The 19,176-nt window shown below is 39.5% G+C and carries 20 protein-coding genes and 1 other RNA gene; 9 read left to right on the top strand and 12 right to left on the bottom strand.

The window, feature by feature from the left end; translation table 11 throughout:
* Positions 1 to 3: 3 nt before the first annotated feature.
* Positions 4 to 462: a division/cell wall cluster transcriptional repressor MraZ gene (mraZ, locus tag HC000_RS03630; RefSeq protein WP_011329161.1), complete on the bottom strand. Its 459-nt coding sequence runs from the start codon at positions 460 to 462 to the stop codon at positions 4 to 6.
* Between the two features lie 493 nt (positions 463 to 955).
* Between mraZ and HC000_RS03625 the strand changes: the two genes are divergently transcribed.
* From HC000_RS03625 to HC000_RS03615, 3 genes are all read left to right on the top strand, one after another.
* Positions 956 to 1,282 carry a hypothetical protein gene (locus tag HC000_RS03625; protein WP_011329162.1) on the top strand — a complete coding sequence of 109 codons (327 nt, stop codon included), beginning with the start codon at positions 956 to 958 and terminating at the stop codon, positions 1,280 to 1,282.
* A 6-nt stretch (positions 1,283 to 1,288) separates the two neighbouring features.
* Positions 1,289 to 1,744, top strand: a complete 456-nt coding sequence (locus HC000_RS03620) for a hypothetical protein (protein ID WP_011329163.1) — start codon at positions 1,289 to 1,291, stop codon at positions 1,742 to 1,744.
* A gap of 200 nt (positions 1,745 to 1,944) precedes the next feature.
* A complete protein-coding gene (locus HC000_RS03615) occupies positions 1,945 to 2,187 on the top strand; it encodes a hypothetical protein (protein WP_011329164.1) in 243 nt (80 codons plus the stop codon).
* A gap of 103 nt (positions 2,188 to 2,290) precedes the next feature.
* On the opposite strand, the gene HC000_RS03610 is transcribed toward HC000_RS03615, so the two are convergent.
* A complete protein-coding gene (locus HC000_RS03610; protein ID WP_086993251.1) occupies positions 2,291 to 3,133 on the bottom strand; it encodes a pirin family protein in 843 nt (280 codons plus the stop codon).
* A gap of 336 nt (positions 3,134 to 3,469) precedes the next feature.
* On the opposite strand from HC000_RS03610, the gene HC000_RS03605 reads away from it, so the two are divergent.
* Positions 3,470 to 6,493: an EAL domain-containing protein gene (locus HC000_RS03605; protein WP_346010162.1), complete on the top strand. Its 3,024-nt coding sequence runs from the start codon at positions 3,470 to 3,472 to the stop codon at positions 6,491 to 6,493.
* A gap of 60 nt (positions 6,494 to 6,553) precedes the next feature.
* Here the strand turns inward: HC000_RS03605 and HC000_RS03600 are convergent, their stop codons facing one another.
* The gene (locus HC000_RS03600) at positions 6,554 to 7,513 is read right to left on the bottom strand and encodes a YihY/virulence factor BrkB family protein (protein ID WP_011329167.1); all 960 of its coding nucleotides are present in this window, start codon (positions 7,511 to 7,513) and stop codon (positions 6,554 to 6,556) included.
* 114 nt (positions 7,514 to 7,627) lie between these two features.
* Here HC000_RS03600 and HC000_RS03595 point away from each other — a divergent pair, with 114 nt between their 5' ends.
* Entirely contained in the window at positions 7,628 to 8,707 is a 1,080-nt protein-coding gene (locus HC000_RS03595) for a mechanosensitive ion channel domain-containing protein (RefSeq protein ID WP_179806994.1), read from the top strand.
* A 109-nt stretch (positions 8,708 to 8,816) separates the two neighbouring features.
* Here HC000_RS03595 and rnpB read toward each other — a convergent pair.
* Together rnpB and rsmI are read right to left on the bottom strand one after the other, a co-directional pair.
* Positions 8,817 to 9,181, bottom strand: an RNA gene (gene rnpB / locus HC000_RS03590) — RNase P RNA component class A.
* Positions 9,182 to 9,224: 43 nt separating this feature from the next.
* Positions 9,225 to 10,082: a 16S rRNA (cytidine(1402)-2'-O)-methyltransferase gene (gene rsmI / locus HC000_RS03585; protein WP_086995415.1), complete on the bottom strand. Its 858-nt coding sequence runs from the start codon at positions 10,080 to 10,082 to the stop codon at positions 9,225 to 9,227.
* A 61-nt stretch (positions 10,083 to 10,143) separates the two neighbouring features.
* Here rsmI and HC000_RS03580 point away from each other — a divergent pair, with 61 nt between their 5' ends.
* The 4 genes from HC000_RS03580 to dolP are packed head-to-tail and all read left to right on the top strand — an operon-like array spanning position 10,144 to position 13,593.
* Complete coding sequence (locus tag HC000_RS03580; RefSeq protein ID WP_179806976.1) at positions 10,144 to 12,021, top strand: penicillin-binding protein activator; 1,878 nt, start codon at positions 10,144 to 10,146, stop codon at positions 12,019 to 12,021.
* A gap of 13 nt (positions 12,022 to 12,034) precedes the next feature.
* Complete coding sequence (locus HC000_RS03575; RefSeq protein ID WP_011329171.1) at positions 12,035 to 12,406, top strand: YraN family protein; 372 nt, start codon at positions 12,035 to 12,037, stop codon at positions 12,404 to 12,406.
* Between the two features lie 34 nt (positions 12,407 to 12,440).
* Entirely contained in the window at positions 12,441 to 13,034 is a 594-nt protein-coding gene (locus tag HC000_RS03570; RefSeq protein ID WP_011329172.1) for an SIS domain-containing protein, read from the top strand.
* The gene (gene dolP / locus HC000_RS03565) at positions 13,027 to 13,593 is read left to right on the top strand and encodes a division/outer membrane stress-associated lipid-binding lipoprotein (RefSeq protein WP_011329173.1); all 567 of its coding nucleotides are present in this window, start codon (positions 13,027 to 13,029) and stop codon (positions 13,591 to 13,593) included. Before HC000_RS03570 ends, dolP begins: the two co-directional genes overlap by 8 nt.
* 272 nt (positions 13,594 to 13,865) lie before the next feature.
* Here dolP and HC000_RS03560 read toward each other — a convergent pair whose 3' ends face one another.
* The 7 genes from HC000_RS03560 to rplM form a co-directional block, all read right to left on the bottom strand.
* Positions 13,866 to 14,303, bottom strand: coding sequence for a ClpXP protease specificity-enhancing factor (locus HC000_RS03560; RefSeq protein WP_011329174.1), 438 nt, complete (start codon positions 14,301 to 14,303; stop codon positions 13,866 to 13,868).
* Positions 14,303 to 14,929, bottom strand: a complete 627-nt coding sequence (gene sspA, locus HC000_RS03555) for a stringent starvation protein SspA (RefSeq protein ID WP_011329175.1) — start codon at positions 14,927 to 14,929, stop codon at positions 14,303 to 14,305. Before sspA ends, HC000_RS03560 begins: the two co-directional genes overlap by 1 nt.
* Before the next feature lie 79 nt (positions 14,930 to 15,008).
* Positions 15,009 to 15,752: a cytochrome c1 gene (locus HC000_RS03550; protein WP_179806975.1), complete on the bottom strand. Its 744-nt coding sequence runs from the start codon at positions 15,750 to 15,752 to the stop codon at positions 15,009 to 15,011.
* Positions 15,749 to 17,014 (bottom strand): cytochrome b N-terminal domain-containing protein, encoded by a 1,266-nt coding sequence (locus HC000_RS03545; RefSeq protein WP_011329177.1) that lies wholly within the window; start codon positions 17,012 to 17,014, stop codon positions 15,749 to 15,751. The genes HC000_RS03550 and HC000_RS03545 overlap by 4 nt, the downstream gene beginning before the upstream one ends.
* Entirely contained in the window at positions 17,014 to 17,604 is a 591-nt protein-coding gene (gene petA / locus HC000_RS03540) for a ubiquinol-cytochrome c reductase iron-sulfur subunit (protein ID WP_011329178.1), read from the bottom strand. Before petA ends, HC000_RS03545 begins: the two co-directional genes overlap by 1 nt.
* 525 nt (positions 17,605 to 18,129) lie before the next feature.
* Positions 18,130 to 18,522: a 30S ribosomal protein S9 gene (rpsI, locus tag HC000_RS03535; RefSeq protein WP_086995409.1), complete on the bottom strand. Its 393-nt coding sequence runs from the start codon at positions 18,520 to 18,522 to the stop codon at positions 18,130 to 18,132.
* A gap of 8 nt (positions 18,523 to 18,530) precedes the next feature.
* Entirely contained in the window at positions 18,531 to 18,959 is a 429-nt protein-coding gene (gene rplM / locus HC000_RS03530; RefSeq protein WP_011329180.1) for a 50S ribosomal protein L13, read from the bottom strand.
* Positions 18,960 to 19,176 lie beyond the last annotated feature (217 nt).

Raw genomic sequence — 19,176 nt, 5'->3', positions numbered from 1 at the left:
CCGTTAGAGTGTGAAATTATCTAAATCTGGGTGTGGTTCAAAATCACCAAGCCTTTCAAGCTCTGTATCTTGGCGCATTTGCTGATGCCAACGCGCTTCATCCCATATTTCAAATTTATTCATTAAACCAACTAGCATGATTTTTTTGCCAAGATCTGCATGGGCGCGCAACGAAGGCGCTAGCAAAATCCGGCCATTTTTATCAAGTTGATATTCAGTAGCATTACCCAGCAACATGCGCTGCATACGACGGGCTCGTGGGTTCATATTAGATATTTTTGCTAGGCGGCTTTCTATTTCTTGCCATTGTGCCAATGGATATAACCATAAACACGGCTCATTTAATGCGACGGTACAAATAACCGTTCCCTGATCTTCAGACAATAGATCGTCTCGGTACTTAGTGGGTACCGCAAAACGTCCTTTATCATCCAAACTCAGCGAACTTGCGCCACGAAACATAAAAAGCCTACTTTAAAATTGTTTTAATCAACACTTTTGATTAACCCGATCCATTTTGATCCACTATAAACCACTTTTTACCACAGTGCTCCAGTTTAGGGCTTGACAAGGCTTTTTGTCAAGTAATCAGGCTTCCTTTAACGCGTCTCAAAGCTAGAAAAAATAAGGCTTAGCGTAAAGCGATTGAATTAAGTGGGAAAAAATGGAATTCGTGGTGAGATTTTTTCTTATCATTTTAAGTAACCTTTCGTTTACACTTTTTGCTTACTGAATAACCAGTGAACAATTACAAATTTTAAGGCATGATTTAGCCATTTGTAAAATTTACTCAATTATATGGCAATTGTTACGACTCAAGTTAAAGCTGGCCAACCGTAAAACACATATATTAATATAAATCATGTAGTTAAAGTTATTTTAAAGTTGGTTTGATCATTGCAGCTATATACTTACCAATAAATTTTTTTAACTTTATTTTTATTAAGGATTGATTATGGCTACTGCAACAAATACTAAAACATCAACAACTACAGCGACTAAACCTGAAGTTAACGAAGCACCCTTTACAGAAAAAGCAACATCGGCTGCACACGACGCAGTAGATGCACTTTCTAGTAAAGCAGCCGTAGCAGAGAGCAGCGTAAGAAAAGGGGCAACTAGCTCTGCTGAAACACTGAGTGAAAAGCAACTCATTGCCCGTGAAAAACTAGGTGAATATACATCTAAAACACGCACCCTTGCAGCAGAGAACCCATTAGCAACAGCTGGAATTGCATTTGCCGCAGGTATGCTAGTAACTGCATTGTTTCGTCGTAAGTAAACAATGATGAATAATCCACAAACAACAGCGACCAAGGATGGTGACGCTCAAAATCAAACGGCCCAAGACGCGAGCCAAAAGGAAGATTGGCAAGATCATATTGCTAAGCTTTTAGCCTATTCTGAGCAAATTAAGGATGACTACAAAACGCAAGGCAAACTTACCAAACAATTAGCAAAAGCTGAGTGGCATTTGTCGCTCAGATCACTTGCACTCATTACTATACTTTTGGGTTGTTTTGCCAGCGGTTTGATTTTGTTGTGGATTGTTTTATTGGGCGCAATTGGCTTTGGAGTTTATGAGTTATTTGCCTCTGTATGGCTAAGTATAGCAACCGCAACTTTACTACAAGTTATAGGCTTAATTTGGCTTTGGAAAAGTGCTATTTATTTAAGTAACAAAATTGGCTTTAGTAAAACATTACGTAGCTTAAAACAGTTATTTAACCTGAATTCTGGTTAAAAGATTTACTAACGTATTGAATCATAGCTATGTTTAAATTTATTTTTTCTAGCCAGAAACTTTCAGTGAAAACAAGACGAATTGACGCGTCAATAGCTGGCCTATTGCAAGTAAATTCAACGCAGTTAGCGCTTAAAGTAGCTGTTTGAGATAGATTTATTATCCAAAGTTCAGGTTATTTAACCTTCAAGGAGATAACAATGCTGGTTAACTATTTAATTCAGTCGCCAAACAAAGCGGTGAATAATCTTAGTAAACAAATGGATTTACAAAGTGAATTAAAACGCCAACATCACATGGCGTTTAAGTACAGATTAAAACGCTTTGCGGTTACCAAAGTTGGTATTTCAAGCGCATTTTTAGCCGGTGCTGTTGTGCAGGCTAGTAGTACTAAATCTGGTTTAATCAAAAAATATGCTTGGCTAGCAAGATTATTAGCTTAATGGATAAAACCAGTGCCGCGCAATAAATAATAGCGCAGCACTAATTGATAGCTTTAGCCTTTGTTAAGCGGCTTAATTGATCATTGATCATAAATCGGCGATTCTAAATATTACCAAACTCACCGTTTTGATAATCACGAATAGCTTGCTGAATTTCAGCTTCAGTGGTCATTACAAATGGCCCCATGTGAGCAATTGGTTGTTGAAGCTCATCACCAGCTAAAATAAGCACACCTGCTCCTTGCTCTGTATATAAGTCAATGTCACTCCCTGGTTCTAGTATTAACAGCTGTTTTGCTGCAATAACGTTACCTGCTTGCGTAGTTAACGAACCGGTATGAATATATAGCATCACTTTTTGCTGGCTCAGTGGTGGCAACTCAAAACGCTGTCCTGCAGGTAAAGTTACATCAGCTAAAGCGGCATTTGCAGCGAGCGTTTGTAGGCTTGATGTTAAAGCCTGATCGGCAAACTGCCATGTGCCTGCCAATGCTTTAAGTGTTACTCCATTATCATTGGTGGCAACTGGCGCAGGATGCGCTGTTGTATCTTGGTAAATTGGTGCGCGCATTTTTTCTGCACTGGGCATATTGATCCATATCTGAAAACCATGTAACCCTTCATTGGCATCTGCCAATGGCATTTCACTATGCATTACCCCTTTACCTGTACTCATCCATTGTACATCGCCTGCTTTTATGGCCTTTTTATTACCCATTTGGTCACGGTGTTCAAAGCCACCTTTAATAATATAGGTAAAGGTTTCCATACCACGATGAGGATGCGCAGGAAAACCGCCAATGTAATCGTTTTTATTATCTGACTTTAGTTCGTCAATCATTAAAAAGGGATCTAGGTGCTTGCCATCAAAACCGGGAATTCTACTAATATTAACGCCATCACCATCTTGGGTTGCGTGCGCACTTAGTTGTTTAATTACTTTCATTTTATTGCTCCAATAAAGTAGATAACACTATTTAATCACACTGAAAATTTACGTATATATGTTTAATTCGTACCATTTATTCTTTTTAAACGAATTTTAGCTTTTATCCTAAAACATTACTGTTATAAAATGACTTGCTGTTATAGTAGTTATTACAGCTGATTTTTGATTTAATAAGCAATGCTTTAATCCTTATTATTTATATGGTTATTAAACAAAAAGTTAGCTACAATTATTTTTGGCGTAAATCTCTATTAAGGCATTATTATTTTTACCACTTCACTTAAAAATCAGCTTTACCGTTTGCTTATTTTATTTAGCATTCCTGGGGTCGCTGTGATCATTTTTACGTTATTACTAGAACGTAGCTATTCAATTAAGCAAAGTGAGCTACAAGCAACCAATATTGCCAACCGTTTTTCATTACAACAAAAAAATATGCTTGATGATATTGAGCGTTTAGCGCGCTATATCGCACAACAAGAAAGCAAGCATGATGAGCTGCTAACCACCTGCCCTGACTATTTTGAGCTATTTAAGTCACTCTACAATAATGTTGCTAATATTGGCATGATTGACTTGCAGGGGAATATTAGTTGCGCCACATCGGGGCAAGTAAAAAATATAAATATTGCAGATAGAGATTATTTTAAAAATGCATTAAATAGCGACATGCTATCTGTAGGCTATTTTCAGCTAGATCGAAGTTTACAAACAACAACGGTGAATTTTGCGCTGTCGTTAAAAAATACCGCTGGGGTTACCAAAGGCGCTGTTATAATTGTGATTGCCTTAGATTGGTGGAATGCAGCAATAAATGAAATTAACTTACCTGATGGATCGTTAGTTGCCATTGTTGATTCTAACACTAAAATTTTAGCTCACTACCCCAAAAACACTACTTTAATAGGTAATAGCATTGCCCAAAGTTATGTGGAGTCGATGCAGGCTGATTCTCATTTTATTACAGATGAGCAAGGTATTATCCGTATTTTTTCTCGCTCAACTATTTATAACGATCCACATAATAACAACTTAGATATTTATATTGGTTTACCCGTCACCGATGTTTTAGCACAAATAAATCATAACTTTATAATCTCTTTAACTGTATTTATAATCTTTTTATTACTGCTAACATTTATTGCCTACAAACTACTTAAAGTAAGTATTTTTACACCTATTAATAACCTAACTAAAGCAACCGACAGCTTAGCAAATGGCGTTATGCCATCTGAGCAAAATGACACTCCTAACAGCCCCGAACTCAAGGTTTTATATCAACGCTTTAAAATAATGGCTGAAACTCGCTTAGCTACTGAGACTAACCTTAAAAATAAACACGATGAGTTAACCAGTTTATTAAGTGCGCTGCCAGATAGTTACTTAAAGATTAACAACAAAGGTGATGTTTCTAATATTGGGGGATCATTTAATATTCCTGATGTTACGCAATCGGTAAACAACTTAACTTTAGCTAGTTTTGTTACTGAGCGTAATGCACAGTTAATTCTCAATAACCTCCCTACTTCAACTTCAAAAAGCTCAAGTAACTTAGAGTTTACCTTGCAAAGCCAAACTGATATTAAAAGCTTTGAAGCCAGAATAAACCCAATGCAAACTAACCATGAGTTTGTAGTAGTGCTACGCGATATAACCCAGCGCAAACAAAATGAAGAAGCCCTACACTTAGCGTCGCTTGTGTACGATAACAGTAGTGAAGGAATGGCTATAACCGATGAAAATGGCATTATATTCGATGTTAACCCTGCTTTTAGTAAAACCACGCTTTTTTCTAAAGAAGAAGTAATTAATAAAACGATCAGTGTTTTGTCCTCTGGCAAGCACGATAAGACATTTTATCAGGCTCTGTGGGCAGAACTAACAAGCACGGGGCGTTGGCAGGGAGAAATTATTAATCGCCGTAAAAATGGTGAGCTTTACGTGGAATGGTTAACTATAGATACTGTGTATGATGACAATAACATGCCGGTTCGTCGTATAGCCATATTTACAGACTTAACAGAAAAAAAACAAGCCGATGCGCTTATTTGGAAACAAGCTCACTTTGATCACCTTACTGACTTACCGAATCGATTAGAGTTAAAAAAACGTTTAAATGAATGTTTTACGCGTGTAGAAAATAATGCCGAGCAACTGGTTATTATGTTGCTCGACATAGATCACTTTAAAGACGTTAACGACACTTTAGGGCACCATTATGGTGATGCTTTACTTAAATTTGTGTCGCAGCGTATTTTAGAGTCAGCAAAAAATGCCGAGTTTGTTTCCCGCATTGGCGGCGACGAATTTGTAATCGTATTTAGTAAAATTAAAGAACAGCATATAAAGCAAATAGCTGAAAATATTTTACTTAGCTTGTCATCGGCTATTTATATTGAAAACGAAGAGTTGTTTATTAGTGCCAGTATAGGTATTGCCTCAGCCCCTAATGATGGCGAAAATACTGAGCAGTTACTCAAAGCAGCAGATCAAGCAATGTATAAAGCAAAAGTTAATGGCCGTAATGGCTTTGAATTTTTCTCCCATGACATGCGCGAAAAAGCGCAAATGCGCATGCTGCTACTTAAAGAATTACGAACAGCAATAGAGCTTGAGCAGTTTGAATTGTTTTATCAACCTATCGTCTGCCTAAAAGACTTGCACGTACACAAAGCTGAAGGATTAATTCGTTGGCGTCACCCTGAAAAAGGCTTAATAAGCCCTGCTGACTTTATTCCGTTAGCTGAGGAAACCCGACAAATAAATATACTTGGGCAATTTGTTTTCTCCCAAGCATTACAAACACTCAATGATATAAAAGCACACATAACCAATGATTTTCAGCTGAGCGTTAATGTATCGCCAATACAGCTATCTACCCCAGATAGCGGGATAGATGAGTGGGGAGCTATGCTTAATGCAGCAAACCTGCCTGCATCATCAATTGTTGCTGAAATAACAGAAGGCTTAATGGTCAACCCTGAGGCTTTAACACAAAGCCGTTTAAAGGCACTGGTTCAGTCGGGAATGCAATTAGCCCTTGATGATTTTGGCACCGGTTACTCTTCTCTCGCTTACTTACAAGAAATGGATACCGACTACCTTAAAATAGATAAACGCTTTGTTGATAACATTAATAAAGGTAGCCAGGAGCTGGTATTGTGCGAAACCATTATCGTTATGGCGCATCAGTTAGGGTTAAAAGTAATTGCTGAAGGAATAGAAACCAAGCAGCAAATGCAACTGTTACTTGAAGCTGGTTGCGACTATGGGCAAGGCTATTTATTTTCAAAACCCTTACCTAAAGAGCAGTTTATGAGCTTACTAACCACAAGCCAAATCATTGCACTAAAATAACCACAGCGTTAGGCACCAAACATTACCCAAGTACTCTATTATGAGTACTTGTAAAGTTACTTACCTATTAAGCTCTTTCACATCAAGATGATCGGCAACATAGGCTCCGCGCTCACCTCTTTTTTTATCTGGGCCTATTGTACTATCTATTGCAGTTTGTTGCTCTGAGGCAGCATTAATTGTCGCCCCTAAAATTACAATATAAGCACTAATGTATAGCCACATCAGCATAATAACCACCCCACCTAACGAGCCATAAGTTTCGTTATAACTGGCAAATTTCGATACATAAAATGAAAAACCAATTGAAGCGACTATCCATAAAATTGTCGCAATAACAGATCCTAAGGTGATCCAACGCCATTTAGCAGGTTTACGATGCGGCGCGTAACGGTATAAAAGCACTAAGGCAAAGTTAAAAGTAAATGCTAATAATGGCCATGAAATAAACGTGATGAGTAAATCTATATTTTCTTTTAATCCCACTAAATTAAGTACTACCGGTAAAATACCAATAATTAACAGCGCAAAAATAGCCACCACAATAGCGCCAATCGAAAACAGAAAGCGTACAAGTTGTGCTTTAAAAAATGAGCGTTTTTCATATTCCTGATAACTTATATTACAGGCTGTAATTAATGCTTGGCTGCCCTTTGAACTACTCCAAATAGTTAATATTAATGTGCCAATTGCGCTCAAACTCAAGCTAGTACTTGAGCTTTGGGCGATACTGGCTATTTGTGACAAAATTAACTCTCCGGTACTCTCTGGTAGCAGCTCAATTACCTGACTTAAATGCGCCCCTATATCTGTAGGTGATGCAAAATAGGCATAAATAGATACAAGTGCAGCAAGCGCTGGAAAAATAGCCAGTAACGCATAAAATGCCACGCCAGCGGCCACTAACGATAAATTATCACGACTCATTTGAGTAAAAATACGCTTAGTAATATCCCACCAACCAAGCAACGGAATATTTACTGGTTGCTGTGCATCTTGACCACGTTTTACATCGCTCATTTTAACTCCTTTGTTATATAGCAGTAAGAGAGCAAAATGTTTGCCAACACCAATGCGCTTGGTATTAAACTTGCTATTATTGTTTATAAAGATGATTTAACACGGATAACCCCCATGCTCAGTGCTTTAAATAACATTATAATTGCAGTTAATGCAGCCCCTGCTACTCCAAGCATTAAAGCCGATGTATTGTCGTGGGCGTTTTTGCAAGAGCAAAGCATGCAATTCCTACATGTAGTAGTGCAAACCTTACCCACCCTATTTTTAGGGATTATTATAGTTGTAATAAGTTACATCCTTGCCAGGCCGTTATCACGCCTATTAATTAAACCTATTGAATATTTAACCGATAGTGCACTTATTCATCTGGTTATAAGACGAAGTATAAGTATTTTAATCCTACTATTGGGTATTTACTTATTTTTACGTTTAGCTGGGCTGACACAGTTTGCCGTAGCTATAATGAGTGGCACAGGTTTGATAGGGCTTATTCTCGGTTTTGCATTTAGAGATATTGCCGAAAATTTTATAGCTAGTTTATTATTAAGCATACAACGCCCTTTTAAAATAGATGATGTAATTGAGGTAGAAGGCCGCCTCGGCATAGTTAAAAAAGTAACCGCTCGCGCAACCACTTTAGTTGACTACGACGGTAACCATATTCAAATACCTAATGCCACTGTGTACAAAAATATTATTAAAAACCTCACTGCCAACCCTAAAATGCGCGGCAAAGTAGAAATAGGCATAGGGTATGATAACGATATACGCAGCGCACAAACCCTAGCCCTCACAATTGCAAACCAACAAAACGCAGTATTAACCGATCCACCTGCGCAGGTATTAATTAAAAACCTAGGCTCATCAACAATTAACTTTACGTTATTTTTTTGGGTTAATAGCGAGCAGTTCAGTACCGCTAAAGTGGCCTCACAGCTAATGCGAGAATTAGTAAACGAATTTACTAGTCATAACATCAGCATGCCAGACGATGCCAGAGAACGCATTATACTTAGCGATCCTAACCTTGAAGCTGTAACCCCAGAAAAAAGTGAGCCTATAGCGCCAACTAAAAAAGTATCAGAAACACAAGCTCAAGCCAAAAACTTAGATGACGTAAGTAGCGACACCGATGAAATACGCGAGCAAGCAGATCAATCCCGCGATCCCGAGCAAGGTAAAAATATTATCTAGTTAAAAATCAGGGAGCTAGTTTTATAAGGTCGTATCAGGTTATATCGAGCCTACTTTTATTTTAGACACAAAAAAGCCCGCAGTTTGCACTGCGGGCTTTTTATTGAATGAGTGAGTTAGCCGTATAAGCCGGGTTCTGTCCTTTCCGAAGAAAGTGATAATCATTCGTCTAGGCCATAAATCGCTCTATGGCTCAAGCAACCTACCCGGTTCCAACGTGGGCCACGCCATAAGGAACCCTATTTGGTCTTGCTCCGAGTGGAGTTTACCTTGCAACCGACTATTACTAGCGGCCCGGTGCGCTCTTACCGCACCCTTTCACCCTTACCAATCCGAAGATTGGCGGTCTTCTCTCTGCTGCACTTGTCGTGGGCTCGCGCCCCCCAGCCGTTAACTGGCACTCTGCCCTATGGAGCCCGGACTTTCCTCCCCCTGATCATTTTCGTCACAGGCAGCGATTATCTTGGCTAACTCGGCGCGGATTATACCTGAGGATAATGCCAAGCGCAGTAAAGATTTACCCTTTTTCGTCAATTATTGTTTTATACAGCGCATTTTTTTTCATACCAAAGTAATCGGCTACAATACCGCAGGCTTTTTTCATTGGCATTTCGCTTTCAAGCAGCGCTAGCATTTTACGTGCTTCAGGCGGTACGTCGTCTATTAGCTTAGGTTTACCCGGCAACATGAGTACTATTTCGCCGCGCTGCTTGGTAGGATCGTTAGTTAAAAATGCTTTTAACTCACTCACACTGCCATTAAAAAATGTTTCAAAGGTTTTAGTCAGCTCTTTAGCAAACACCACTTGCTGATCATCGCCAAGTGCCTCGGCTAAGTCATCAAGGCTTGCCATAATACGATGGGTACTTTCATACATTATGCTAGTAATGCCAGAATTAACTGCATCAATAAAAAATTCTTGGCGTGCTTTACTTTTTGCTGGTGTAAAACCAACAAATTGAAAGCGATCAGTTGGTAAGCCAGAACAGCATACAGCGGTTATTGCAGCGCATGCTCCAGGAATGGGTGTAACATGTGCGCCTTGCTCGCGGCATAAATTAACCACCGCATAGCCAGGATCGCTGATCAAAGGTGTGCCTGCGTCTGATACTAAGGCTATATTTAAGCCTTGATTGAGCTGATCGATAATTTGTTGTGCTTTTTGCTTTTCGTTATGATCGTGTAAAGCAAAGGTTTTAGCCTTGATACCAAAGTGGCTAAGTAGCTTGCCAGTATGGCGTGTGTCTTCAGCAGCGATTAAGTCAACTTGCGATAATGTCGCGATTGCACGCTGACTTAAGTCGTCATAATTGCCAATTGGGGTGGCTACAATGTAAAGAGTGCCAATTTTCTGTGAATTCTCCTCATTTAACATTGAGGTCTCCTGCGTCAGTCAGTAATATAAGCAAATCGCGTTAACGTATTGGGAAATCATTGTGCGACTTAAACTAGTTAGTCTATTAATTATATTGTCAGGGTTATCGGCGTGTAGCACAACCGAAAAACCAACTAAAAACAGTGATAACTTCAGTAACAGTGCCAATGCACTAAAAAACCAAGCTAATAGTGCGTTATCTATCTACCAATTGGCGAAAAACCGCCAAGGTGCCGATAAAATACAGCTACTTTATAGTGCCCGCGATGCTGCAGTGAATGAGCAAAGTTGGTCGTTATTAGAAAAGGTATGCGGTGAGTTAGAATTAACCCCAAGTGTTGATCAGATTCAAAATCGTCTTTATATTGCGTTTGCGCAAAAGCAGCAAAATAAAAACGCTCAAGCGTTAGTTATTTTGCAGTCTTTAGATGGTCAACTTAAACAGCCTGAACATTTTGCCTGGCATCAATTTTTAACCGCCAGTGTGTATGCATCGCAAGACTTTGCGAAACGCGCAGCCCCTTACTTTTTTGCAGCGTCTGAGTCTGCTACTAAAAACAATATTGATATTGCACAGCTAAACCAAAACTTATGGGATAACTTAAAAAAGCTTTCCTCTTATACACTTGAACGCTTTAACAGAGGGTCGGTTATTCAACAAGGTTGGGTTAACCTTGCTTTGTACCATCAAGTTTATGCTGGCAGTGCCGTTGAACTTGACCAAGCTATTAATAATTGGTTGAGACGCTACCCCGGGCACCCTGCTAAAGTAGTTTTATCTAAACAAGATGAGTTAGTGAATGACTTAACGCCTGTAATAATAGAGCGTTTAGTTGTACTACTGCCGCAATCTGGTGCTAATGAACGCTTAGGTGATGCACTTAAAGCCGGCGTGCTCGCAGCACTTGATCAGCAAAGCATTAATGAAACCATTTTTATTGATGAAAACAGTGATGTTGATGAAATTACGGCTAAAATAGCGCAAATAAAACCCGACTTTGTTGTTGGTCCACTGTTAAAAGCGAATATAGATAAACTTGCTAATGCGCAAGTGCTTATAGACATACCTACTATGCATTTAAATACCTTTGATGGTGAGCGGCTTTCGTTACAGCACTACTTTTTTGCCCTTAACCCCGAGCATGAAGTACAACAAGCATTAGAGCACTTTTTAGCTCAGTGCTACCAAAAGCCTATGTTACTTGCGCCTAATAATGCAAACGGGCAGCGTTTGGTTGATTACTTTAACCTGCAGTGGCAACGCTATAGCGAAACCAAACCACAAATTGGCTTTTATAACAGTAATCAAGACATGCCTGATACGATTACCAGCTTACTTGAGGTTGATAAAAGTAAAGAGCGGATCAAAACCGTTAAAACTTTATTTAAGCAAGAAGTCGAAAACGAAACACGCTCGCGCAGCGATATAGACGCTATTTATATCTTAGGCGATGCAATAGAAACCCGTTTAATAAAGCCGTATTTAGACGTTAATGTAAGTACATTTGCTGATAGGATCCCGCTTTATGCTAGTTCTAAAAGCCATAGTAGCCAAATTGATCGTACCGATAAAGGCGACTTAGATGGCTTATACTTTACCGAACTTCCTTGGATGTTAAAGTCGCAAATTAAACAGCATAATCTTCGCCAGCAATACGAAACATTGTGGCCAGAGCACGCCGATATAAGTCAGCGTTTATTTGCTATGGCCTACGATGCAGTAACTATATTACATGACATTAAACAACTAAGTCTTTCCCCTGGGAATCAGTTTAGCGGTTTAAGTGGTAAGCTCTCGGTTAATACCAGCGGGCATATTGAACGCACATTAGACTGGGCACAATATACCAATCGTCGGATTAAGGCTGTGCAACTAAAAACACAACGCCCTGTACCATTATTTATGCAATCAGCCAGTGACTTATACATTACCGAATAACTAAGGGGGCGACATGTCTTGGTTTAAACAGCTGTGGCAAAACAGTCGTGAAAAAGGCCAGTATTATGAGCTCCAGGCACAAAAGTATTTAGTTTCTCAAGGGTTAACAGCAATTGAGCGTAACTATTACTGCCCCTTTGGCGAACTTGATGTAATTATGAAAGACGGTAACACTTTGGTTTTTGTGGAAGTTAAGTTTCGTAAAAACCACGCTCGCGGCGGCGCTAATTACGCATTAAGTATACAAAAACAAGCACGCTTAAAACGCAGTATTTATCATTACTTAGCCGCTAAAAACCTAACAAATCAGCCGTTAAGAATCGATTATGTAGCAATCACTGGAGAGCCGTCTATGCATATTAACTGGCTCAAAAACGTATTTTAAAAACAAAGAACTAGGTATAAATTGTTGGTATTCTATGCAAGACACAATTAAAGAAATTTTTACAGAAAGCATTCAGGTACAAATAGCAGCGGGTGAGGTATTACCCAGTGCATTAGAGTCAGCCGCTTTTACCATTGCTCAAAGCCTGATCAACGGCAATAAGCTTATTTGTTGCGGTACAGCTAACTGCCATATGCTTGCTCAACACATGGCAGGTGTTTTAGTTAATCATTATGAAACCGAGCGCCCTTGCCTGCCAGCTATTGCTTTATCGCAAGAGAGTATTAACTTAGGGCAAAGTACTCAGGTTGACGATTACGACACGTTTGCTCGTCAAGTACGTGCCTTTGCTCAACAAGGTGACTTACTGCTGGCACTGGCTATTAATGGTAATGAAAAACAAATTATTTCAGCGGTAGAGGCGGCACTAACTAAGGATATGAAGGTCATAGTTATGGTTGGTGATGACGGCGGTGAGCTAGTTGGTTTACTTGGCCCTAATGATGTTGAGATTAGAACGCCTTCTAAACGCCCAAGCCGTATTATTGAGTCGCATTTAGTTAACTTACATTGTTTAAGTGAACTGGTTGATTTAACGCTTTTCCCGCAGGATGAAAATTATGTTTAAACGCTCCCTTATTATTTTAGGCACGGTTGTATTACTGCAAGGGTGTGCAGCCGCAGTGGTTGCTGGTACTGCTAGTGCAATAACAGCTGCAAACGATCGTCGCACAATTGGCTCTCAGATCGATGACAGCAATATTGAAATAAAAGCTAGCATTGCAATTAGTGAAGTAGATCGCTTGCATAAATTTGCTCATATTAGCGCTGTAAGCGTTAATGGCATTGTTTTATTAGTTGGCCAAGTTGCCAATGAAGAAATGAAAAACGAAGCTAATAGAGCCATTGAGAGTGTTGCTGGCATTCGAAAAATACATAACCAAATTCGTATTGGTTCAAATATTGGGGTGACTACCCAAACTCATGACTCTTGGTTAACCTCAAAAGTAAAAGCACAGCTATTAACCGCTAAAAATATTAGTAGTAATAATATTAAAGTAGTGACTGAAAATGCCGAAGTATTTTTGATGGGTTTAGTTTCTGACGCAGAAGCAGAGCAAGCAGTAAATATTGCGCGTAATGTATCGGGTGTTGAGCGCGTAATTAAAGTATTTGAATATTTGTAAAGATAGCTGGTTCGATGAATATAAAAGCCTTGTAGTTAACACTGCAAGGTTTTTTATACCGGTGGGAAAACCCGCCGTTACAACAATCAACCTTAACCCACTTCTCGCAGCCCACTCCCGCAAACTTTAAGGCATAAAGCCTTAAGCTAAACTTTGTGCTTGGCTTAATCTCTACCTAATACCTAATACCTAAAACCTTTTACTTTTATACAGACATAAAAAAACCGCTTATTAGCGGTTTTTCTTTTATCATTAACAGATTATAAAATGTATTATTTTATAACACGTAAATGCGAACCTTTTTTCTTTTCAGGCTTTTCTGGTGGTGTTTCGTCAACATAATTTGCTGATGAATCAACACTTTCAAAATCTGGAGCAAAATCGTCTTCGTCCTCTAAAAACTCATCTGCTGTAAAGACCGTACCCTCGCCATTTTCACGCGCGTATATTGCAAGTACAGCCCTTAAAGGCACATACACTTGCATTGGCTGACCACCAAACCGCGCGCTAAAGCTAAGCTGCTCATTATCTAACGAAAACTGCGTTACCGCTGAAGGACTTATGTTTAATACAATTTGTCCGTCTTGCACAAACTGTGTTGGCACTTGTACTGCAGGGTAATCAGCGTCAACCACTAAATGTGGCGTGCATTCGTTATCAACAATCCAATCAAAAAAAGCGCGTAATAAATAAGGACGATTAGGCGTCATTATAAACGGATCTCACGCTCAGTTTCAGTTAAAGAAGCTTGGAATGATTCACGCTCAAATAAGCGGATCATATACTCTTTAAGCTCTTTAGAACCTGCACCGTTAAGCTCAATACCAAATTCAGGTAAACGCCATAATAGTGGAGCAAGGTAACAATCTACTAAGCTAAACTCTTCACTCATAAAGTAAGGTGCTTCGCTAAAGATTGCTGCAACCGCAAGCAATGCTTCTGTTAACTCTTTACGAGCTTGAGCAGCATCTGGTGCGTTGTTAGTGATTTTGTCAGCTAGGCTGTACCAATCAGTATCAATACGGTGCATCATTAAACGGCTACGGCCACGCATTACCGGGTAAACAGGCATTAGTGGAGGATGAGGGAAACGTTCATCAAGGTATTCCATGATGATATTTGCCTGATATAAACCAAGCTCACGGTCAATCAGTGTTGGCACTGTACCGTAAGGGTTAATTTCGTGAAGTGCCTCTGGCAGGTTATCTTTTTCAGCCAAATGAATATCTACACTTACACCTTTTTCAGCAAGTACAATGCGTACTTGGTGGCTATACATACAGTTAGCACCAGAAAAAAGGGTCATTACAGGGCGCTTATTGGCAGCTACGGCCATGCCTACCTCCATTAAATAACTAAAACAGCAATAGGGGCTTAAGCCCCTATTGCAAAATTACCTTTAAACATGTTCAAACTTAATGAACATCTCTCCAGTATTCTTTCTTAAGCATAAATGCCAAGATAAATAGGATGAATAAAAATCCAATTACCTTAATACCTATTGCTTCTGACTCAAGACGTGAAGGTTCACCCACGTACTCAAGGAAGTTGGTTAAATCGCGAGCGGCTTGGTCGTATTCATCTACACTTAATTCACCTGAGCCATCAGTTTCAGTAGCAACAATTCTGGTCACAGTATGACCATTCACTTCTACTTCTTCTGTAATAGCTGTTGGTAAGCCTTGTAGTTCTTGCAGAACATGCGGCATACCTACAGATGGAAACAATGTATTGTTTACGCCAAATGGACGTGATTCATCTTTGTAGAACGATTTTAAATACGTATATATCCAATCAGAACCACGAACACGTGCAACGTTAGTTAAATCTGGTGGCGCAGCACCAAACCACTTTTCAGCATCTTCTTTGGCCATCGCATTGGTAATATGGCTACCTACTTTTGAACCGTCAAAAATTAACTGTTCTGCGCCAATTTCCGTTGGAATACCGATATCACGAAAAGTACGTTCATAACGCTGGTATTGCATTTGATGACAAGCAACACAATAGTTCATGAACAATTTAGCACCGCGTTGCAACGAAGGCTGATCTGTTAGGTCATTACCAGCATCTAATAATGCCACTGAAGGACCTGCAGCCATTGCCGGCAACACATTAATTGATAAAGCAAATAAACCAATAAGTAGCTTTTTCATCATTTCAGTAACCTCTCAGGCAATGGCTTAGTTTTTTCATTCTTACTGTATACAAATAACAGTACGAAGAACATAAAGTAAGTCACAGTACATATCTGCGAAACAATTGTTTTCATGTCAGTTTGTGGTGTTGCACCAACCCAACCTAAAAGAACAAAAGTAACAACAAAGCCTGCAATGTTCCATTTGTGGAAACCACAACGGTAACGAACTGAGCGAACTGAACCACGATCTATCCAAGGTAATAACGCAAGCACTACAATAGATGCACCCATTGCTGCAACACCCATTAACTTATCAGGGATCGCACGTAAGATTGCATAAAATGGCGTAAAGTACCAAACTGGAAAAATATGCTCTGGTGTTTTCAGCGGGTTAGCCGCTTCAAAGTTTGGCGCTTCTAAAAAGAAACCACCCATGGCTGGCATAAAGAACACCACCCAACAGAACAATATTAAGAAACCAACCACACCCACAATATCTTTTACTGTGTAATAAGGGTGGAACGGGATCGCATCAAGAATATCTTTTTTATCAGTATAATATTCATGGAACTTAAACTTAGGTTTATCTTCTTCAGCTACCGTACCTTTTTTACGCTTGTTATCTACGCCTTCAGGGTTATTTGACCCTACTTCATGTAGTGCAACTATGTGTAAAAATACTAAAATCACGATAACTAATGGTAAAGCAATAACATGCAATGCAAAGAAGCGGTTAAGCGTTGCACCTGATATTACGTAATCACCACGGATCCAAAGTGTTAAATCATCACCTATAACCGGAATTGCTCCAAATAGTGAAATGATTACCTGTGCACCCCAAAATGACATTTGCCCCCATGGTAATAAGTACCCCATGAATGCTTCGGCCATTAGCGCTAAGAAAATAAACATACCAAATACCCACAGTAATTCCCGTGGTTTTTGATAAGAACCGTAGATCATGCCACGGAACATATGCAAATATACAACGATGAAAAACGCTGATGCACCGGTTGAGTGTAAATAACGTAATAACCAGCCATAATCAACATCACGCATGATGTATTCAACTGATGCAAACGCCCCCTCAGCAGAAGGTACATAGTTCATAGTTAACCAAATTCCTGTAAGAATTTGGTTAACTAGTACTAACATAGCTAGTGAGCCAAAGAAGTACCAAAAGTTAAAGTTTTTAGGTGCTGGGTACTGTGCAATATGCATGTTCCAGACACGTGTCAATGGTATACGGTCGTCTAGCCAACCAATAATCTTACCAAACATTAGGCCACTCCTTGTTCTTCGCCCACTAATATAGTGGTTTCATCAAGAAAAGTGTATGGTGGTATTTCTAGGTTTAATGGTGCAGGTACCGATTGGAATACACGGCCAGCCATATCAAACTTAGAACCATGACATGGACAGTAAAAACCGTCGTCAGTCCCTTCCACTTTTTCACCAAAGCCACCTTGTAAAAAGCTAGGTGAACATCCTAAATGAGTACAAATACCTACAGCCAAAAATATTTCTGGACGCAATGAACGGTAATCATTTGTTGATGATTCTAATTGTTGTGGCTCTTGCGAATGCGGGTCACGAAGTTGATCTTCATGTCCTTTCATTTGCTCAAGCATTTTTGGGGTCCGTGATACAACCCATACAGGTTTACCACGCCACTCGACACGTATTAATTGTCCTGGCTCAAGTTTGCTTATGTCTACTTCTACAGGCGCACCCGCAGATTTAGCTCGCTCACTTGGATTCCAAGACGCAATAAAAGGAACAGCAGCCCCAGCCGCACCAACACCACCAACAACAGAGGTAGCTATGGTTAAAAAGCGACGTCGGCCATTGTCTACAGGCGCATTGCTCATCCACTTATCTCCACTATGATTCTCAACACTTGCTATATTGAGAACATCAGTTACAGCAGGTTAATTTTTTTGAATTATAAAATAGAAACGATCATATTTAAATCCTTGTTTAAAACAAGGTTACTCACAGCCCCATGCTCGAATAATCCTGACTTGCTCAAAAAATAGATTAAGTTAGCTCGAGTATGAAGCCGAATGACTATCATATCGCTTCTGTAAAAATAATATACTGACTCAGGTCAACCTCACCAAAACAAGCAGTAACAACTGCATTTGCTAGGGCTAAACCTGCTCACATTATTTGCCAGCCAATTGTAGCAAAAAAATTCACCAATTAACTGATGGATTTAAACTAATTACGATAATTATTTAACTTTTTTAGTATTCACTGAGTGTTTTTTTACTTTTGCTCATTAAACACGCTGATTTTATCAATTACCTATCGTCAAAGTTACCATTTATTATGTCGCGAAAAACAAAAAACCCAGCATAAGCTGGGTTTTTGAATTCTTGATAACGTAAATATTAACGTTTTGAGAACTGTGGACGCTTACGCGCTTTCTTAAGACCCACTTTCTTACGTTCAACTTTACGTGCATCACGAGTTACGAAACCTGCTTTACGAAGTTGCGGACGTAGTGACTCGTCAAACTCCATAAGTGCACGAGTAATACCGTGACGGATTGCACCAGCTTGACCAGTTGTACCACCACCAGAAACGGTGATGTGAAGATCAAACTTTTCAGTCATATCAACAAGCTCTAGAGCTTGATGAACAACCATACGTGCTGTTTCGCGACCAAAGTACTCTTCTAAAGAGCGCTTGTTGATTACGATGTTACCAGTACCTGGGCGTAAGAACACGCGAGCACTAGAACTTTTACGACGACCTGTACCGTAGTATTGATTTGCCATGATGGTGCTCCTTAAATGTCTAGAACCTGAGGCTGTTGTGCAGCATGGTTATGCTCAGTACCTGTGTAAACTTTAAGTTTACGGTACATAGCGCGGCCTAAAGGACCACGTGGCAACATGCCTTTAACAGCTTTTTCGATGATCATTTCAGGCTTTGCAGCTTGAAGTTTATCAAAAGTAGTAGACTTAAGACCACCTGGAAAACCAGAGTGTGAATAGTACACTTTGTTTTTGAATTTGTTACCAGTTACAGTAACTTTTTCAGCGTTGATAACGATGATATAATCACCAGTATCTACGTGCGGTGTATATTCAACTTTATGCTTACCGCGTAGGCGGAGAGCGATTTCAGTAGCGATGCGACCTAAAGTTTTACCTTCAGCGTCAACTACGTACCAGTCACGTTTTACTGTTTCTGGTTTAGCAACAAACGTTTTCATTTATAAAAATCCAATGTTTTTCAATTAAAACCACAAGTAGTTAATATTAACTACTGCTCTAAGTTTGCTATAACCCCTTCGAGTTTTAGACTTTTGCGCCGCTCACAAGTGGCTAGACTATATGAAGGCATAGAACGCAACGTGGCAGGAGCGGGAGTATATCAGCACTTTTATTGCATTACTACCGGCGGGTTGTTTTTTCCACAAATTTTTTAAC

Source organism: Pseudoalteromonas sp. MIP2626, assembly GCF_013414205.1.
GTDB classification, from domain to species: Bacteria; Pseudomonadota; Gammaproteobacteria; order Enterobacterales; family Alteromonadaceae; genus Pseudoalteromonas; species Pseudoalteromonas nigrifaciens.
The sequence above is the reverse complement of the archived record's forward strand: the minus strand, read 5'-3'. Positions and strand labels throughout refer to the sequence as shown.

Excerpts from the sequence above, each read along its gene's own strand:
- HC000_RS03560 (WP_011329174.1), bottom strand. The coding sequence starts at position 14,303 with ATGACGCCTAATCGTCCTTATTTATTACGCGCTTTTTTTGATTGGATT.
- HC000_RS03570 (WP_011329172.1), top strand. The coding sequence starts at position 12,441 with ATGCAAGACACAATTAAAGAAATTTTTACAGAAAGCATTCAGGTACAA.
- dolP (WP_011329173.1), top strand. The coding sequence starts at position 13,027 with ATGTTTAAACGCTCCCTTATTATTTTAGGCACGGTTGTATTACTGCAA.
- petA (WP_011329178.1), bottom strand. The coding sequence starts at position 17,604 with ATGAGCAATGCGCCTGTAGACAATGGCCGACGTCGCTTTTTAACCATA.
- HC000_RS03620 (WP_011329163.1), top strand. The coding sequence starts at position 1,289 with ATGAATAATCCACAAACAACAGCGACCAAGGATGGTGACGCTCAAAAT.
- mraZ (WP_011329161.1), bottom strand. The coding sequence starts at position 462 with ATGTTTCGTGGCGCAAGTTCGCTGAGTTTGGATGATAAAGGACGTTTT.
- sspA (WP_011329175.1), bottom strand. The coding sequence starts at position 14,929 with ATGGCCGTAGCTGCCAATAAGCGCCCTGTAATGACCCTTTTTTCTGGT.
- HC000_RS03610 (WP_086993251.1), bottom strand. The coding sequence starts at position 3,133 with ATGAAAGTAATTAAACAACTAAGTGCGCACGCAACCCAAGATGGTGAT.
- HC000_RS03615 (WP_011329164.1), top strand. The coding sequence starts at position 1,945 with ATGCTGGTTAACTATTTAATTCAGTCGCCAAACAAAGCGGTGAATAAT.
- rplM (WP_011329180.1), bottom strand. The coding sequence starts at position 18,959 with ATGAAAACGTTTGTTGCTAAACCAGAAACAGTAAAACGTGACTGGTAC.
- HC000_RS03575 (WP_011329171.1), top strand. The coding sequence starts at position 12,035 with ATGTCTTGGTTTAAACAGCTGTGGCAAAACAGTCGTGAAAAAGGCCAG.
- HC000_RS03545 (WP_011329177.1), bottom strand. The coding sequence starts at position 17,014 with ATGTTTGGTAAGATTATTGGTTGGCTAGACGACCGTATACCATTGACA.
- HC000_RS03600 (WP_011329167.1), bottom strand. The coding sequence starts at position 7,513 with ATGAGCGATGTAAAACGTGGTCAAGATGCACAGCAACCAGTAAATATT.
- rsmI (WP_086995415.1), bottom strand. The coding sequence starts at position 10,082 with ATGTTAAATGAGGAGAATTCACAGAAAATTGGCACTCTTTACATTGTA.
- HC000_RS03550 (WP_179806975.1), bottom strand. The coding sequence starts at position 15,752 with ATGATGAAAAAGCTACTTATTGGTTTATTTGCTTTATCAATTAATGTG.
- HC000_RS03595 (WP_179806994.1), top strand. The coding sequence starts at position 7,628 with ATGCTCAGTGCTTTAAATAACATTATAATTGCAGTTAATGCAGCCCCT.
- HC000_RS03625 (WP_011329162.1), top strand. The coding sequence starts at position 956 with ATGGCTACTGCAACAAATACTAAAACATCAACAACTACAGCGACTAAA.